The sequence below is a fragment of the candidate division KSB1 bacterium genome, assembly GCA_034506255.1.
Classification (GTDB): domain Bacteria; phylum Zhuqueibacterota; class Zhuqueibacteria; order Zhuqueibacterales; family Zhuqueibacteraceae; genus Coneutiohabitans; species Coneutiohabitans thermophilus.
On record JAPDPX010000005.1, the window covers coordinates 335,670 to 353,207 of the forward strand.

General features: G+C 61.2%; 13 protein-coding genes. 3 read left to right on the forward strand and 10 right to left on the reverse strand.

Features of this window, described 5'->3' with window-relative positions; translation table 11 throughout:
- Positions 1 to 26: 26 nt before the first annotated feature.
- From ONB52_12225 to ONB52_12235, 3 genes are all read right to left on the reverse strand, one after another.
- On the reverse strand, positions 27 to 2,237 hold the full coding sequence (locus ONB52_12225) for a 3-hydroxyacyl-CoA dehydrogenase NAD-binding domain-containing protein (GenBank protein MDZ7416907.1): 2,211 nt from the start codon (positions 2,235 to 2,237) through the stop codon (positions 27 to 29).
- A gap of 115 nt (positions 2,238 to 2,352) precedes the next feature.
- A complete protein-coding gene (locus ONB52_12230; GenBank protein MDZ7416908.1) occupies positions 2,353 to 3,639 on the reverse strand; it encodes a thiolase family protein in 1,287 nt (428 codons plus the stop codon).
- A gap of 8 nt (positions 3,640 to 3,647) precedes the next feature.
- Positions 3,648 to 4,358: a TetR family transcriptional regulator gene (locus ONB52_12235; protein ID MDZ7416909.1), complete on the reverse strand. Its 711-nt coding sequence runs from the start codon at positions 4,356 to 4,358 to the stop codon at positions 3,648 to 3,650.
- On the opposite strand from ONB52_12235, the gene ONB52_12240 reads away from it, so the two are divergent.
- Positions 4,357 to 4,689 (forward strand): hypothetical protein, encoded by a 333-nt coding sequence (locus ONB52_12240; protein ID MDZ7416910.1) that lies wholly within the window; start codon positions 4,357 to 4,359, stop codon positions 4,687 to 4,689. The two genes, ONB52_12235 and ONB52_12240, sit on opposite strands and share 2 nt — an antisense overlap.
- Before the next feature lie 42 nt (positions 4,690 to 4,731).
- On the opposite strand, the gene ONB52_12245 is transcribed toward ONB52_12240, so the two are convergent.
- The 7 genes from ONB52_12245 to ONB52_12275 form a co-directional block, all read right to left on the reverse strand.
- The gene (locus ONB52_12245; protein ID MDZ7416911.1) at positions 4,732 to 5,904 is read right to left on the reverse strand and encodes a DUF5009 domain-containing protein; all 1,173 of its coding nucleotides are present in this window, start codon (positions 5,902 to 5,904) and stop codon (positions 4,732 to 4,734) included.
- A 28-nt stretch (positions 5,905 to 5,932) separates the two neighbouring features.
- Positions 5,933 to 7,921 carry a family 20 glycosylhydrolase gene (locus ONB52_12250; GenBank protein ID MDZ7416912.1) on the reverse strand — a complete coding sequence of 663 codons (1,989 nt, stop codon included), beginning with the start codon at positions 7,919 to 7,921 and terminating at the stop codon, positions 5,933 to 5,935.
- Between the two features lie 178 nt (positions 7,922 to 8,099).
- Complete coding sequence (locus ONB52_12255) at positions 8,100 to 9,998, reverse strand: Na+:solute symporter (protein ID MDZ7416913.1); 1,899 nt, start codon at positions 9,996 to 9,998, stop codon at positions 8,100 to 8,102.
- A 966-nt stretch (positions 9,999 to 10,964) separates the two neighbouring features.
- Positions 10,965 to 12,617 carry a sulfatase-like hydrolase/transferase gene (locus tag ONB52_12260; GenBank protein MDZ7416914.1) on the reverse strand — a complete coding sequence of 551 codons (1,653 nt, stop codon included), beginning with the start codon at positions 12,615 to 12,617 and terminating at the stop codon, positions 10,965 to 10,967.
- A 322-nt stretch (positions 12,618 to 12,939) separates the two neighbouring features.
- Positions 12,940 to 13,587: a zf-HC2 domain-containing protein gene (locus ONB52_12265; GenBank protein ID MDZ7416915.1), complete on the reverse strand. Its 648-nt coding sequence runs from the start codon at positions 13,585 to 13,587 to the stop codon at positions 12,940 to 12,942.
- 26 nt (positions 13,588 to 13,613) lie between these two features.
- A complete protein-coding gene (locus ONB52_12270; protein MDZ7416916.1) occupies positions 13,614 to 14,213 on the reverse strand; it encodes a sigma-70 family RNA polymerase sigma factor in 600 nt (199 codons plus the stop codon).
- Between the two features lie 135 nt (positions 14,214 to 14,348).
- Positions 14,349 to 14,894 (reverse strand): TlpA family protein disulfide reductase, encoded by a 546-nt coding sequence (locus ONB52_12275; protein MDZ7416917.1) that lies wholly within the window; start codon positions 14,892 to 14,894, stop codon positions 14,349 to 14,351.
- Positions 14,895 to 15,301: 407 nt separating this feature from the next.
- Between ONB52_12275 and ONB52_12280 the strand changes: the two genes are divergently transcribed.
- Positions 15,302 to 16,189, forward strand: coding sequence for a hypothetical protein (locus ONB52_12280; protein MDZ7416918.1), 888 nt, complete (start codon positions 15,302 to 15,304; stop codon positions 16,187 to 16,189).
- 164 nt (positions 16,190 to 16,353) lie between these two features.
- Positions 16,354 to 17,496, forward strand: coding sequence for a hypothetical protein (locus ONB52_12285; protein ID MDZ7416919.1), 1,143 nt, complete (start codon positions 16,354 to 16,356; stop codon positions 17,494 to 17,496).
- The last annotated feature ends 42 nt before the right edge of the window (positions 17,497 to 17,538 follow it).

The window sequence follows — 17,538 nt, forward strand, 5'->3', positions numbered from 1 at the left end:
GGCGGGCGGGGCGGCGGCCGATTTTTTTAGTGATAGAAATTTTTGTTTTGTCGCGCCAGGTCGAGCAATGCGGCCACCGGTTGAAAGTGCGCACCGTGGCGGTTGGCGTAGAATTCCAGGCGCTCGACCACGCGGCCAGTGCCGAGACTGTCGGCATAGCGCAGCAGACCGCCGCGGAACGGCGGAAAGCCGGTGCCGAAGATCATGCCGGCGTCGACTTCGTGCGGCCGGCGCACCACGCCCTCGACCAGGCATTGCGCGGCTTCATTGATCATCAGCAGCATACAGCGCTCCGCCGGTTCCTCCCGGCCCAGGCGGCCCTCGCGGCCGGGCGCCAGATCGAGCAGGCCATAGACCGCCGGATCCACCTGCTTGTGTTTGCCCTCGTGCAAATAAAAACCCCTGCCATTCTTCCTGCCCAGCCGTCCGGCTGCAACCAGCCGGTCGAGTGCGCCGTCCGCTGCCATGCGTTCGCCGAAGGCGGCCCTCATCACCTTGCTGACTTTGGCGGCGACGTCAAGGCCGACTTCATCGATCAGCTCGAACGGGCCCATCGGCATGCCGAAAGCCAGCAGGGCCCGGTCGATCTCGGCAATGCTGCCGCCCGCCATCAGCATGCGCGCCGCCTCACTCATGTAAACACTGAGCAGGCGATTCACCAGGAATCCCGGTGCATCCTTCACCACGACCGGGGTTTTGCCGAGCTGTTTGGCAAAAGCCACCAGGCTGGCCACGGTTTCGTCGCTGGTTTGCTCGGCCCGCACCACTTCCACCAGCGGCATGAGATGCACGGGATTGAAGAAGTGCAGGCCCGCGACTTTGTCGGGGCGCCGGGTGGCACGCGCCATTTCCGTGACCGGCAGGGCGGAGGTGTTGCTCGCCAGCACGGCATGGGGTGGCGCAATGCCGTCGATTTCGGCGAAGACTTTCTTTTTGAGATCGAGATTCTCGACGATGGCTTCAAGGACGAGATCGACGCGGCTGAAGCCGGAATAGTCGATCGTGCCGGTGATGAGCGCCATGCGATTCTGCATTTCCTTCGGGGTCATCCGGCGTTTCTTGACGGCCTCCGCAAACACTTTGGCCGCCGCCGCGGTGCCTTTGGCCACCGCGGCATAGTTCACGTCCTTCATGCGGGTGGGCAGGTCATTTTGCGCCAGCAGTTGCGCGATGCCGCCGCCCATCACCCCCGCCCCCAGGACGCCGACCCGCTTGATCGTCAGCAGGCTGCCCTGAAAGCCGGGCACGCCTTTGTCCTTTTTGATTTCCTCGGAGAGATAGAAGACTTTGATCAGATTCTTCGATTGCGGGGTGACGATCGCGCGGCCGAGCAGCTCGGCCTCCACCGCCAGACCGGCGCGCAGATCGAGCGGAAAGCCTCTTTCCACCGCTTCGAGCGCGAGCAACGGCGCGGGATAATGTCCCCTGGTTTCCGCTTTCACACGCTTGCGCGCCTGGTCGAAGAGCACTTTGCGGCCGAGGAAGTTTTTCTCCAGCAGCAGGCCGCGGGCGTTGATCTTGTGCCGCCGCGCTTTGATTTTGTGCTGCAGGGCTTCGCTGCGAAGCTCGATGGCAAAGGCGTGGCCGATGCTGCGCAGCATCTCCGGGCCGAATTCCGCGGGAATGACGCGGTCCACCAGGCCGGCGCGATAGGCGCGCATGGCGTCGACCGTGCGCCCGGTGAGAATGAAATCCAGCGCGCGCTGGATGCCGATCAGGCGCGGCAGCCGCTGCGTGCCGCCGAAGCCGGGGATGATGCCCAGCCGCACTTCGGGCAGGCCCAGCCGGGTTTTGGTGGAAAGGCGCGCCATGCGGAAATCACACGCCAGCGCCAGCTCCAGGCCGCCGCCCACGCAGGCGCCATCGATCACAGCAATGGTCACCTGCGGCAGGGCCGCCAGCTTGTCGAAAACCGCCTGTCCGAGCGCCGCCTTGACCGCGCCCTCTTCAGGATTGGTGATGCCCATGATCTCCGCGATTTGCGCGCCGGCGATGAAGTTGCCCGGCTTGCCGCTCAGGATCACCAGGCTGTGCCAGTTGTTGTGAGCGGCGATTTCGTCCAGCCGCTGATCCAGCTCTGCCATGACGCCGGAGGAGAGGATGTTGACCTTTTCATCGGGCACGTCGATAATCAAAAAGCCAACGCCGGCTTCCGCCTCCAGGCGCAAAGCGGCGGCCGCACGTTGCGCCGGTGCCGCCGGCGCGGGTGAGGAGGGGGTGGTGACGTCGAGAGGCATTGTTTTCGAGCTCCTTGATCTTGCAATCCCGCCCGTCAGGCCGGAACGGGCAAAAGGGAAACAGCAGGCTTGCGGTGGTTGCCGGGCACGCCGGCGGCCTGCGCGGCAGGCCGCGTCACACTCGTTCCACCACCATCGCGCCACCCTGGCCGCCGCCGATACAGAGCGTGGCCAGGCCGAGGTTGAGCCGGCGCCGGCCCATCTCCTTCAGCAGGGTCAACACCAAACGCGTGCCCGAGCTGCCGACCGGGTGGCCGAGTGCGATGGCGCCGCCGTTGACGTTGAGAATGTCACGGTTGATTTCACCGATCGGCTCCTCGCGGCCCAGCCAGCGTTGCGCCAGGGCGCGGTCGCGGAAGACCATCTCATTGGCGAGCACTTGCGCGGCAAAGGCTTCATTGATCTCGAGCAGTTGGATGTCTTTGAAGGAAACGCCGGCGTGCTTGAGCGCCAGCGGAGTGGCAACGGCGGGCCCCAGCCCCATGTGTGCCGGATCGAGGCCGGCGAAAGCATAGCCGCGAATCCGGCCCATGGGCGCCAGCCCCAGGCTGCGGGCTTTTTCGGCGGACATCACCAGCACCGCCGCTGCGCCGTCGGTGATCTGGCTGGAATTGCCGGCGGTCACGCTGCCATATTCGCGGTCGAAAACCGGTTTGAGTTTGGCCAGCGCTTCCAGCGTTTGATTCTTGCGGATGCCATTGTCTTCATCGATCACCGTGTTGTATTTGGGCGGCGGCATCACCGGCAGAATTTCCTCGCGCAGCTTGCCGGAGTCGGTCGCCCAGGTCGCGCGCTGATGGCTCATGAGCGCGAAACGATCCTGCTCCTCACGGGTGAGGTGAAACTCCTTGGCGAGCACCTCCGCGGTCTCCCCCATGTTGAGATTGCACACCGGATCGGTCAGGCCCACCTGCAGGCCGATGATGGGCTTGAAATATTGGGGCCGCAGGTGGGCGAAGGCGGTCAGGCGCTGGCCGACAGATTTTGCCCGCGCGGCCTCGGCGAGCACCTCGGCATATTCCGGCGGGTAGAGCAGGGGGATGTTGCTCATCGATTCCACGCCGGCGGCAACGATGATCTCCGCCATGCCGGCCGCAATCTTGAGATGGGCCTGGGCGATGGCCTCCATGCCGGAAGCGCAGTTGCGCGCCACCGTGTAGGCGGGCACGTGCCGCGGGATGCCGCTTTTGAGCGCGATCACGCGCGCAATGTTGGTGGCTTCCGGCGGCTGGGCAATGTTGCCGACCACCACTTCATCGATGGTTGCGGGATCGATGCCGCTGCGCTCAATCAGCTCGCGCACCACCAGACGGCCCAGTTCCTGCGCCGGCAAACTTTTGAAGTCCGTGCCTGCTTTCACGTAAGGCGTGCGAATGCCTTCGACAATGACGACGTCGCGCATGATCTGTCTCACTCTGCTAGGTTTGACCTGCCTGTCTCACCGCCACTGCCGCACGGCGCGGCAGCAGCCCGCGCCCCGGCTTCAGTGGGGAGAGGTGCCAGCATGCCCGTCAGGAACAACGTGCCGATTTGCTCGGCGGCCTCCTGGAGATCGTATTTTTTGGTGCGGGAGAGCACCCACAGCGTGCTCATTTCGTCGAGTGCGCCGAACAGCGCGCGTTTGAACACGCCCGGCTGAATGTCGCGCCGGAAAACACCGCTCGCCTGCCCCTCGCTGATGATGTCGCCGATCAGGTTGAGATAATCGCTGATGCGGGTGCCGGCATATTGCTTGATAAACTGGTTGGATTGGCGCAGCTCCAGTTGCATCACCGCCGCCAGGTCGGGGTTGGTACGCACCAGCTCGAAGTGCAAATGGATGAACGAGCGAATCTTCGCGGCGGAATCGCGGCACTCGGCCAGCCGCCGCCGGAACTCCTGCAGGATGCCTTCCATGCTCTCTTCGAAGAGCGAGATCAGGATGTCATCCTTGCTTTTGAAGTAAAGATAGATGGTGCCATCGGCAATGCCAGCCTGCCGTGCGATCTCCGCGATTTTGGTGTGGTAGAACCCTTTGCGGGCAAAGGTTTTGGCCGCGGCTTTCAGGATGCGGGCGCGCTTGTCCGGCGTGCGGCCGGCACGTTCGTTGCCCGGCTTCGCGGGAGTAGCGAGTATTTTCATGGCTTGCTCTCGTCATCATGCGGCGCGGCGGCCGGCTTCCGCACTGAATGAATCATCATTCAGAAAAATAGCAAAGGCCGGGTCAAATGCAAGTGATTTTTCCACGGCCGCCGGATTTTTGCAGCCGTCACCGCCCGAACAGCCACCGAGCGGCAAAGCGCCGACACCACGAGGATTGCGGGGCGTGCAGACAGTCCAATGTCACGACCTGAATTTTGCACCCGGATTGATCTCCTCGGCGAGAAACGCCGCTTTGATCGCGACGGCCAATTACCTAAAGGGTGCGGGCATAAAAAATGGTTCTCTGTCGATTCGTGGGGATAAGTCGTGATGCGGCACGCGCCCCCGAACCAATTGCCTGAAGGGCACAGCGCTAAATCTTGATGAAGATCTGCTTCTTGTAAAAGATCGTCATGATGCCGAGCCAAAACCCGATATAGGCAATCGCGAAGCCCAGCGACCCGTTCATAGCACCCAGCCAGGAAGCGAAGAGATTTTGGTAGATCCAGGTCTTCAGGCTGACCGCCGGCGCCGCCGAAACTTTGATGAGCAGAATGAGATGCGTGAACACGCCGGCCAGCACATACAACGCAATCGGATTCATGCCGAAGATGACAAACGGTTTGATCCACCACTGCCAGCCCTTGAGGTCGATGACATAGTGGCACATCGCGAGGAACACCAGCGCCATGCCGGCAGTGAAGACGACGTACGAGGGCGACCACAGCCATTTGTTGATCGGAAAGCCGTAATCCAAAATGCTGCCGAGCAGCAGGCCGGCGAAACCGGCGACGAAGAGTGCGCACACGGTTTCGTACGGCGGCTTGCCGCGCTTCAACCAGTAGCCGGTGAACGCGCCGAACAGTGCCGTGGCAATCGCTGGCAGCGTGCTGAGCAAGCCTTCGGGATCGCGATGCAGATACGCGCCCACCTGCCAGGTGTGGCCGTGGAAGATTTTGTCGTCGAGCCAGGCGGCGAGATTGATTTCCTTGGTCAGTTCGCCCACATGCGTGACCGCAACGCCGTCCTGCATCACGTTGAAGGGCACGAGCTTCATCACCAGCCAGTAAATAACCAGCAGACCCGCCGCCCACCACGCCTGGCTGCGCGGCCGAAAATGCAGCATGATCATGGCCGCGCAGAAATAAACCACGGCAATGCGCTGCAACACACCCGGAATGCGGACCTTCAACAGCGTGTCGGTGAACCAGTTGTAGCCGGCAGGCAGATTCACCGGAATCAAAGCGAGAAAAATTCCCAGCCCAAACAAGATCAGCGTGCGGCGCAGGATCTTCCAGTAAATGCCTTTCGGCTTCTCGCCGGTCTGCAAAATTTTCCCGAAGGAATAGGCCATGGCCACGCCGACGATGAAGAGAAAGAAGGGGAAGATCAGATCGGTGGGCGTCCAGCCGTCCCACTCGGCATGCGCCAGCGGCGGATAGACATGCGACCAACTGCCGGGATTGTTGACCAGGATCATGCCGGCGATGGTGATCCCGCGAAAAACATCCAGCGACAGCAGTCTGTCTTGACGTGATACTGACATACGGTGCTCTCCCGGTAAGCGCAATCACTCACCTCGGTCTGTTGCCGCTGGCTTGCACCAGTTGCTCGATGGCCGTCACCACCATCAATTCCGTTTGCCCGCGAGGGGTTGCCGCTTTTTGCAGAATCGCCAGCTTTTCCTGTTGCCACGCCTCGTCGCTGCTCTGTTGGCTTTCCAGGCGGCCGAGCGCATCCAGTCCGATGCCGGCTATCTCGGCGAGATCCTGCGACAGCGGGGCGATTTCCGCCAGCACGGGCGCGGCTTTGATGACAGGCAATAGCGCGGCATGATTATCGCGCCACAGCACCAGCCAGGATTTGATCTCCGCCGCCTCTTCCGGCCGGCCGGTGCCGGCGAGATAACGCGCCACCAGCCTGCGGAAGTTGCGGGCAACCGCGGCATCGGGCCGGGCGGCATCGACCACGCGCGTGAGCGGCGAAAAGGAATTTTGCCGGCGCAGGCGGTTGCGGTTGTAAAATTTCACCGGCTCGATCACATCAACAAGATTTTTGAGCGCGGTTATGTTGTCACGGCCCGCCAGGCGCCGCAGCATCATGTCATAATTTTTTTCATGCGTCAGGCCGTGTTCCTCGAGCTGCCGGGAGATGACGGCCAGCCGGCGGTACATGTCATCGACATCCTTGACCATGCCGGGCGACCACAAGCGTTCGGCAATCGCCGCAGTGCGCGGCCAGATGCGGGAATCGATCGTCTCCGGCGAAACCATTTCCGACCACATGGTGGCTTCGCCGCCGAGAATGCGGCTGCGCTCCTGCTCATTCAGCGGTGAGTCCGCGGGCAGAGGATCATTGCTGTAGTGGAAATCCGTGGGCTGGATCAAGTCGATATAGTAACCGTTGGAAAGAATGCTCTGATAACCCTGCTGCGCCGCTTTGATCATGGCCTCGCGGCCGCGCCAGGATTGGATCACGATGTTGTTCGGCATGTCGGGATGCAAAATTTCATCCCAACCCACCATGATCTTCCCGTGCCGGGTGAGAATCTGCAGCACCCGCCGGTTGAAATGGGCCTGCAACGCGGCGTTGTCCGGCAGGTTGTGTTTTTGCTTGAAGGCCCGGATCTCGGGGTTGTCGTTCCAATGTGTGGCTTGCCGGCCGCCGTGCTCGATTTCATCGCCGCCGATGTGGAAATAGGGGTCGGGGAAAAGCACGGCCATCTCGCCGAAAAATTTGTCGAGAAACTGATAGGTGAATTCGCGCGCCGGATTGAGCACGGCGGGAAAGATGCCCCAGTCCCTTTCGATTTGATAGGGCCCGGGCGCGCTGCCCAGTTCCGGATAGGCCACCAGCCAGGAGGTGGAATGGCCGGGCACGTCGAACTCCGGCACCACACGGATGCCACGCTCGGCTGCATAGGCGATCACTTCCCGGATCTGCGCCTGGGTGTAGTAGAAACCATCCGAACCCAGCTCATGCAGTTTGGGATAGACTTTGCTTTCGACGCGAAAGCCCTGATCTTCACTCAAATGCCAGTGCAGCACATTCAACTTCACCGCGGCCATGCCGTCGAGATTGCGCAGGATCACTTCGACGGGCATAAAATGGCGGCAGGCATCGATGAGCAGACCGCGCCAGGGAAAACGCGGGCGGTCCACAATTTTCACCGCGGGAAAGAAATAGCCCTGCTCGTCGGCAGCCAGCAATTGCAGCAGGGTCTCCAGGCCGCGCAGACCGCCAATGTCGGTGTTGGCGTGCAGGTGAATTTTTTCGGGTGTGACGGTGAGGGTATAGGATTCGTCTTCACCCAGGCGCACCTGGCCGGGTCGTTCGCAGTGAATGACAAGTTGGGCGGAGTCTGCCGGCCAGCCGGGTCTCACGAAATTCTGCGGCAGAAACAAACCGGTGCGGCCCGCCAGCCGCCGCAGCGCACGCGTGGCGGCACGATACAGCCGCGCCTCCGGCCGGCCGGTGACCGCCATGGTGAAGCTCTCGTGCAAACGAAACTGCCCGGGTTGTAGTTCGAGCTGCGCCGGTTGCGGCAGAAGGTGCAATGACATGGGTTTCTCCCGGGCACTGGCCGGCACACACAGGCCGAGCCAGAGTCCGGTCAACAGCAGGGGAAGAGATGATGACAAGGAAAATCCTCTCCGGACAAATCACGCGCAAAATTCGGGCAGGCAACCACACTCCGGCTGTTTGTGCGAACGCCGGCAATGGCTTGCGCCGGCCGGGCCCTTATGTTGCAGTCTCGAAACTGATTCTCTTCAAGCTTTTGGAAATGATGAAAACCGCCGCGGCAGCGATGGCAAAGAAAAGCAGGGTCATCAGGAATTTTCCGAACAGCAGACTTCCGAGGCCGAAGAGCACACCGTAAATCAAGGCGACCCCGCTGATCCAGCACACGAACAACCTGCCGAAACCGCCGTCACTTTTGACGTCAGGAAGCTGGTCCGCGATCGGCTTCCACCCCCGGCCACCGGGATGCACCTTGCGGTAAAACTGCCGCAGCACTTCCCGCTCGACCGGCGGCGTGAGAAACGTCACCAGCAGCCAGAGGAGGGTGGTGCCGAGCACGACCGGATACAACGTCAATGGCGGCTGCAGGCCCCAGGCGCGCGCCAGCGGATAGATCACCAACGGCGCGATCATCGCCGCGATTTCCGACCAGGCGTTGATGCGCCACCAAAACCAGCGCAGGATCAACATTGCGCCCATGCCGGCGCTGGCGTTGATGATAAATTCCCACGCGCCCGAGATGGTCGTCAGCAGGCGGGTCACCACCAGCGAGATAATCACGATCAGGGCAATGCCAAAGCGGGAGATCAGAACGTAATGCTTCTCGCTCGCCTCCCGTTTGATGAAGCGGCGATAAAAATCATTGATGAGATAAGACGTGCCCCAACTGATCTGCGAGGCAATGGTGGACATGTAAGCCGAGAGGAAAACCGCGATCAGCAAGCCCAACAGGCCGGGCGGCAGATAATCCCGCATGAGTTTGGGATAGAGCAGGCCGGGATCCACCGTGTTCTCGTATTTTTCATAGAACGCCCGAAATTCCGCGGTGTGATAGCCGGGCGCACCGGAGCGCAACAACGCGGGGTCGTGAAATGCCTGCACCGCCTGTTCATAAAGCACGGGGTTCTCCGCCTGCAGGGCCTCGGCATTTTCCGCCCGCGGCAGCAGGAGCAGCGCCGCCAGCGCGACGAGAATCCACGGCCAGGGCCGCACCGTGTAGTGTGCAATATTGAACCACAATGTGGCAAACACGCTTTGCCGCTCGTCGCGGCAGGCCATCATGCGTTGCGCAATGTAACCGCCGCCGCCGGGATCAGCGCCCGGATACCAGCTCGACCACCATTGCACACCGATGTAAGCCAGAAAGGCGCCGATGGTGAGACTGAGTGCGCCGCCAGTGATGCCAGCCGCCGTCACCCCGCCCACGTGCGGAAAAAAGTCCAGCACCTGGGGCGACAGCCTGGCCGTCATGCCGCTCAAGCCCCCGACTTGCGGCAGCCGCACCACCAGCACGGCCAGCACGATGCAACCGAGCATGGCGAAGACGAACTGAAAGCTGTCGGTACGGGCGGTGCCGGGCAGGCCCGAGGTGGCCGCATAAAGCGCGATCAAACCGCCGGTCACTACCACCAGCCAGAAGGGATCACTGCCGGGCAGGGTGACTTTGAAAATCTTCTCCATGGCCTTGTGCACCCACCCCATCACGATGGCATTCATGAACAGACCGAGGTAAAGCGCGCGGAAGCCGCGCAGCACCGCCGCCGGTCTGCCGGAGTAACGCAGTTCGACGAATTCCACGTCGGTCATGATGCCGGCGCGGCGCCAAAGCTTGGCGAAGAAGAAAACCGTGAGCATGCCCCCGATCGCCATGTTCCACCACAGCCAGTTGCCGCCGATGCCGTTGCGCGCCACCAATTCTGTGACGGCCAGCGGCGTGTCGGCGGCGAAGGTGGTGGCCACCATCGCCGTGCCTGCCACATACCAGGGCAGGTTTCTGCCGGAAAGAAAAAAGGCCTCGGTGTTTTGGCCGGCGTGGCGGGAATAGTAGGCCGCAATCACGAGCACCGCCGCCAGCATGACCACGATGACTGTCACATCCAGCCAGTGCAGTGCCGGCATGGTTTTCCTTTCTGCAGGTTGCGGAAACGGCTGGCAGACAACCACCGGTGGCAGCCGGGCCTCGCCAGCCGGCGTTGTTTGAGTGACGGGGATGAAAGTGCGGAATCAATCTGCTGGACGGGAGAGGGAAGGGCCGTGGGCGCGGCGAGCAGTGGGCCCGCTGCCATGCTGGCGGGCCGCGGTTGCTGCCGCACACACCTCATGGCCGCGGGTGGGAAAAGGCGCACGCTCCCGGCTTTGCCGCTGCGAAAGCTGCCGTGTCTTGACTGCAAGGCCATACCCGGTCTGCTGCGCCATCAAATGTGCAATGGGAAATTTCTGAGACACACAAGCGGCTGCTTGTATCAAGCAGCCTGCGGAAAAGATACACTGCCTTTCAGGTTTGTCAAGCACTTTTTTTGAGGTCTTTCGGGGCATCTGTCTTTTGCGGACGGCCACATGCGACAAACAGGGGCGGAGACGATTTTTCGCATGCCTGAATTTTGCACCCAGATTGGCGAGAAATGCCGCTTAAATCGCGACGGCCAACCACCCAGGGGGTGGTGCATAAAAATTTTTCAGGCCACCGTGCGGTCAACTCCGGCAGGAGTGAACTGTTTTTAGTAAAGCGGCATATCGCATTTTCCCAAACCCCGTCAGGAGTGACCTGCTTGGTCCTCCTCAAAAAAACCGCGCCAGATCATGAGAAATTCTACAGGCCATTCCTAACGGAGCTTAAAGACACGCAAGATTTCCATGTCTACAAACAGTTGACTCCTGTCGGAGTTTGGTGAACAAGCCATTTCTTCCGGGCAACGGCAAGCCGGCATGCAAAATTCAGGTTATCATAAAAAGGCCGTGAGAAAAATTTTCTCCCACGAAAATAAAACTCCCGCGAAAAAACATTGCGCGGGCGTTCGTTTTGGTGGGAGGGGAAAACCCGAAGTCTGAGTGGGGAAATCCACCGGCGCGACGCTCGCGAACCGGCTATCTGACCACTTGCAAAGTGCGCGTTTGACTGAAGGTCGGCGTCGCCAGGCGGTAAAAATAGGTTCCGTTCGGGAAGCGCGTCATCTCGAGCGGCACAGAATGATTCCCGGGACCGAGCTCGCCATGATGCTGCAGCAGAAGTTTGCGCCCCATCAGGTCATAGACTTCAAGGGTAACGGGTTCGCGCTGCGACAGGGCAAACCGAATCTCCGTGGCCGCCTGCACGGGGTTGGGATGATTGGGAAACAACACGAATCCCCCGGGCGCAGGCGGGTCAAGCTCCACGCTGGTCTCGATCTCGGGACGAAACTCATGCAAACGCTGCCGCAGACGCTGGATCTCGGCGGCGTAGTCCCGTGAGTTGATGAGGTTGTGCAACTGATATGGGTCGTCGCGCAAATCATACAGCTCCGCGCGATCCCCCTGGTTTTCGACATAAACCAGCTCGCCGGTGTGAATGGCGGCATAGAGCGGGCCGCCGCGCTGCTCGGGCCAGCCTTCGATGAGCAAATCCTCGCGCCAGGAGTGCTCGTTTCGCATCAGTGCCGTCAGAGAGCGGCCGTCGATGCGGGAGGAAATCGGCAAACCGGCCAGCTCGAGCACGGTCGGGGCAATGTCGATGTTCGCCACCAGCCGGCGTTCCACCCGCGGGGAGATCAGCGGCGGGTAGCGCACGGCAAAGGGGATGCGAATCGCTTCTTCATAGACGAACCATTTGCTCACCAGGCGGTGCTCGCCTTCGTGAAAGCCGTTGTCGGAAAGGAAGAACACCACCGTGTTGTCCAGCAGGCCGCGGCGTGCCAGAGTGGCGAGCAGGCTGTCGTTGGCCTGATCGACGGAATACAGACACTGCAACTGCCGGCGGCGGTGCTGGTCGATGCTGCGGGCGGCGCCCCGGGTCAGGCGGGGCAGGGCTTGAATCCAGCGGGGTTTGTCGGAGACATCGGCTTCGTCATAGCTCGGCGGACGGTGCCGCGGCAGATCGGGATAGCGCAGGGTGTCTTCGGGCGCGGGATCAACCGGTGCGTGCGGCGCAGTGTGCGAAAGAAACAGCAGAAACGGCTGCTGCCGGCCGGCCAGGCTGTCCAAAAAAGCCAGGGCATAATCGCGCAGGACATAGGTGACGTACCCCGGGGTGGTTTGCCACACGCCGTTGAAATTGATCACCGGATCGAAGTAAGTCGAATGGCCGGCTTTGCGCGCCGCCCAGAAGTCGAATTCCGGCCGCGGTAATCCGGTGTAGGAGTTCAAATATTTGCCCACGAAACCGGTGTAGTAGCCGGCCTCATGCAGGCGCACCACGAAGGTTTCCTCATGCAACGGATCTTCATTGAGGCGCACGCCGTGCTTGTGCGCATACATGCCGGTGAGAATGCTGGCCCGGCTCGGACAGCACAGCGGCGTGGTGACATAGGCGCGCGTGAAAGTCAGGCCTTCCTCGAAAATCCGCCGTTTCGTTTTGGGCATGAACTCCATCGAATCGAAGCGCTGATCATCGGTGATGATGATCAGAAAATTGGGGCGGCTCGTGCCGGTGGAATCTCCCGCCGGTTGCGCGCCAACCCCGTTGCTGCTCAACAACAGGAGCAGCAGCAGTGACCATTGCCCTGCGACGCAGGCGACGGATGGACGGACAGCTTTCCCTCTCATGTTCAACCCCTTGCTGAAAGACGGTTGGGTGTCATGCGCGGCGTGACGGAGGATGCAGATCCGGCAGGCGGGGCGAGGCAATCTACGGCACGGCCGCAGGTTTCCAGTTTGCTGCTCAAACGTACCAGCAGACCGGAGTGACTGCCGAAGGATATTGCCAGGCGCGATACACAACGCCGGAGACAAGCTGCGGCAACCGGCAACAAGACGGCTGCCAGCAGCCGGGGAGGACGCTTGTCCGGTGGGGCCGGGAGAAATCAGGTGGGAAGACGAGGCGGGGTTGTGCGACCGGCAGCCGCCTGTGCGATCGGCGCCGGCAGCGTTACAGCATGGAAAAATCCCGCACCTGCAAGTAGGCCTGCTTGGGCAACAGCCGGCCATGCACGAGCACACGCTGGTTGTGCCGGGTGGCAGCCTGTTGCATCAGCTCATTGCCTTTGTCATGTGCAATGAGCGTGACAATCCCGCCTTCCGCGGTGCGCAGACCGCAGCGGTGGCTGGCGTCGTGGCCGTGCACAATCTGCAGGGCATCCAGCAGCAGGCAATCAATGCAAATGATTTCGCCTTCGAAACTGGCTTCAATCGCCGGGAAGCGGCTGACGTCAACGCGGGCCGGGGTGCGCATGGCAAAATAAACCAGCACAGCGGGCAGCAACAGCAGCACAACCAGGGTTGCGAGCGCCGGCACGGGCTGCCAGCGGAAGAGCTGGCGCACCTGCCCGCCAAAGCTGTAGCGTGTCGGATAATCCGCCAGAGCCTGCTGCAGCCGGGCCCGCAGCGCCGCAGGCGCCGTCAGCCGGCGGGCATGCTGTTGTACCAGCAGCTTCATTTCTCTTTGCTGCCGGACTTCATGGGCACAGTGCGGGCATTTCGCAATGTGTTCGGCCACTGCGGCGGCGGTGGTCTCGTCCAGCTCCCGGTCGATGAAGGCGGCGGCTTTTGCGATTACCTGCTCACATTGCAAAGTCATGACGCGCCTCGCATGCCAGCATGGTTTCATTCCTGCAACGGTTTCTGCGGCTTGATTGCGCCGGTGCGGCGGGCATACTCTCCCAGATGCTGCTGCAACTGCCGCCGCGCACGCGACAGGCGTGACATCACCGTGCCGATCGGCACGCCCAGGATGCCGGCGATTTCCTTGTAGGAGAATTCTTCGAGGTCGCACAACAGCACGACCATGCGAAATTCAGGGGAGAGCTTTTGCAGGGCGGCGCTCACTTCGTCGCCGAAGAGATCGGCATAGCGCTGCTCGTCGCGAGCGGTGGCAAAAGGATCGGGCCCCTCATCGTCCACCGAAGGGACCGAGTGCAAGTTTTTTTCAAAATCAACCTGCGGCGGCACGCGCTTTTTGCGGCGATACTCGTTGATGAAGACGTTGGTCAGAATGCGAAAGATCCAGGCTTTGAAATTGCTGCCGGCGGCGAACTGGTCGAAGGAACGAAAGGCACGCAGGCAGGTTTCCTGCACCAGATCCTCGGCATCGAAGCGGTGCCGCATCAGGCGCAACGCCAGATTGTACAGAGCGTTCATCTGCGGAAAGGCAAGCGCTTCGAAGCGGCGACGGCGCTCATCCTCCGCCGGTTGTGAACGAAACATGAGATTCCTCACATTATACCAGCCTGCCACCGCGCATGCCTCCGGCGGTTCCAGGATCATTGCGAAGGGGAGAGATGAGGAATCTTTGACAGAAACACATAATCGCGCACCATGGCCGGCATTGGCGGCAGGGCCTCAGGATTGCGGCGAATTGCGCAGCGCCTGCTCCAGCACCTCGCGCAACTGGCCGGCCGAGAGCATGCCCACGAAGTTGTTGACCACGCGACCGGCGCGGTCGATGATAATCGTATGTGGAATGCCGTTGACGTTGTAACGCATCGCGATCTCGGGGGAGCCCACCAGCACGGGATAGGCAATCGGAATGCGCGCCATGAAAGCGGGCACGGCCGCGCGCGGGTCATCATCCAGCGAGATGCCCAGAAATTCCACGCCGCGATCACGATAGCTGGCGTAGACCTCGTTGAAATCCGGAATCTCACGGCGGCAGGGGCCGCACCAGGTCGCCCAAAAATTCACCACCACCACTTTCTCGCCTTCAAAACTGCGCAAGTTCACGGATTCGCCCGTGAGTGTCGGCAGGGTGAAATCCGCGAGTTTCTCGCTTTCCGGCACGGCCGACCGCGCGTTACCGGCGGTCTGTTGTGATTGCGGTTTTTCCCGGCAGGCGTTGAGTGCCATGACCAGAACCAGTATGAGCAGCGCTGCGCTTCCCAGTCTCATGCATCACCTCGATTGGTTATGACAAAATGAACAACAGCGGCGCCGGGCGGAATATTCCCCGTTTCCGCTTCACCGTGTGCGCAACGATAATCAATTATCCGGATTGAAACAACTGGAAATCATGGCCGGCGCGCAAATTCCAACGGGAGTGATCGGCGAATGAGCCCCTCTGTCGGTATGCTCTCGCGCATTGCAGCCGCCCGCCCGCATGTGGCGACGGCACCCACCTCTGCTGCAATTGCCAGGGTTGCCACATCCGGCCGGCGCCAACACCGGCAGGGACAGCTGACACTCTGGGCTCATCTTCACATTTTTTGCAACTAGCCAGGCGGTCAACACGCTGCCGTGCAACCGCGCTTGCTTTTCGCACGGGCCACGCGCCCATTTTCATTCGGAGAAACGTGTCCATGAAACTCAAACCTGTTCGCGCCGCCGCCCTCCTGCTTGCGGTTCTTGTTGCAGGGTGCAATATCTTTTCCCCCTTCAAGCCGGGTGAGCAGAATGATGATCCCGAGGCCCTGCTGGCGCAGGCGCAAGCCGAACTCAGGAACAACAATCCGCAACAGGCACTGGCACTGCTCGAGCGCGCCAAACAGCAGTCACCGCAGACGCCCCTGATCCGCTACTATCATGCGGTCGCAACCATCCGCGCCTACAACGTCAATTTCGACACCTTCATCACCGCGCTGCAGTCCGGCACAGCGGCGCCGGCCGCGGACAAGCAGCGCGGCAACCTGATCGCGGCGGTGAATGACACGCTGCCGTTGTTCGATTTCAGCGAAGCCGAGCTGGCCCGCCTGCTCGCCGTGTTTCATGCCGTGCGGGACGATCTCGAGCCGGTGGTCACGGGGTTGATCAACGGCACCATCAGGCCCGGCGATTTTCCCTTTGCCAATGACGCCTATCTGAGCTGCGGCGTTGCCTCGCTGGTTTACGGCTTCGTGTTGATGCTGGACCAGGATCACAACTACGCCACCGGCTTCCAACTCGATCCGCGCCTTTCCATCAACATGGCGGCGGGCCTCTATCAAGTTGTCATCGAGGACCCGCAGAAAACCGCACAGCAGATTTGCCGGGAGGTCGAGAGCGTCATCCGGACGACCTATCCGCTGCTCGAGCAGGGTTTGGTCTGCCTGTGGTATTACTACAACGATGCCACATTCGGCCGCTTGCCCGTCACGCCGGCACCGGTTCCGCCTGCTGCTTTGCCGGGTAATTTGCGCAACACGCCTGCCGGCCGGTTCTTTCGTGTCGTTTTCGAGGGCTTGAGTGCGCTTTACGGCTTCAAATGCTGATATGTCCAGCTTTTCCCACTTTGACCACATGTTGCGGCGCGCAGCAGGAACCGGCTGGTGCGGTTCCTGCCCCGACGCTCCCCAACACGACCCGCCGCCGCGAGACGGCTCACGGCCCGGCTGGTCTTTGCCAACTTGACCCAATCGCGACGAGCTGTCTACCTATGCGAAACCTCCTGCGCTTCACCGGACTGGCAGTCCTGAGCTGGTTTGCCCATGGCACTGCCCAGGACCTGCCGCGCATGATCGTCTACAACGTGCGCGCGCTCGGTATGGGCGGGGCCGCGGTGGCAGTGGCCGGCCAAGACAATGTCTTCTTTTTCAACCCGGCGCTGCTCACCACCCTGCGATACCCGCGCTTCAATCTGGTCGATTTGAGTCTGCGCATGAACACGCATGTGCTCGACCAGTATCGTTTTTATCAGGATCATCGCGACCAGTTGAACAACATCAATGCGCTGAGCGCCACCGAGCTCAATGCGCTGTATCGTCAGGCGCTCGCTGCCGCGCAGCAGCAGGCCGTCATCGGCGTGGATGGTCCGATGCCCCTTCACTTCCTGTCGCGCCACCTGGGCCTGGGCGTGTTCAGCACCGGCCGGGCCACCTATGAAATTTTTGAAGGGGCCACCAGCATCCCCCTGGTGGATGTCCGCCTGCAGGGCGATGTGCAGGTGATGGCCTTGCTGGCCCACACCTTTCCCGCCGGCCCGCGCGGCCGCGCCGGTGATATCAGCATTGGCGTTTCCGGGAAATACCTGAAACGCTGGCTCACCCGCAAAACCAAAACCATCTCGGGTTTCTCCAGCAACGAAAGCCTGCATTTCTACCGCGGCCAAAGCTTCAGTGTCGATCTCGGCGCCTTTTATCCCTTGAACCGGCGTCTGCATTTCGGCGCAACGATCTACGACCTTTTTGCCACTCCCTTCAAGTGGAATACCAAGGGCGCCACACTGGACAATCCCGTGCCGCCCGACAGGGTTTCACCTTCCTACCGTCTGGGCATGGTCTATCGTCCGGGGATCAAATTCAAAAAGCTGTTTTATGATCTCACACTGGCGCTCGACTTCGACGAGCCTTTTACCGGCGGGAACACCTTCTTCAAGACGGTGCACCTGGGCGCCGAGACGCGATTGACACCATTGCTGGCTGCGCGCACCGGCTTCTATCAAGGCTATCCGGCGGTTGGCCTCGGCCTGAATCTCTACCTCATCCGCGCCGATTATGCCTTTTATGGTGAGGAGATGGGCAAGTTTGCCGGGCAAACCGTGGCGTGGAATCACGCCGTGCGCGTGCAAGTCGGCTTCTGAGGGCGCGTCTCACCCCAACAAAAAAGGCCCGATGCCGCTGCC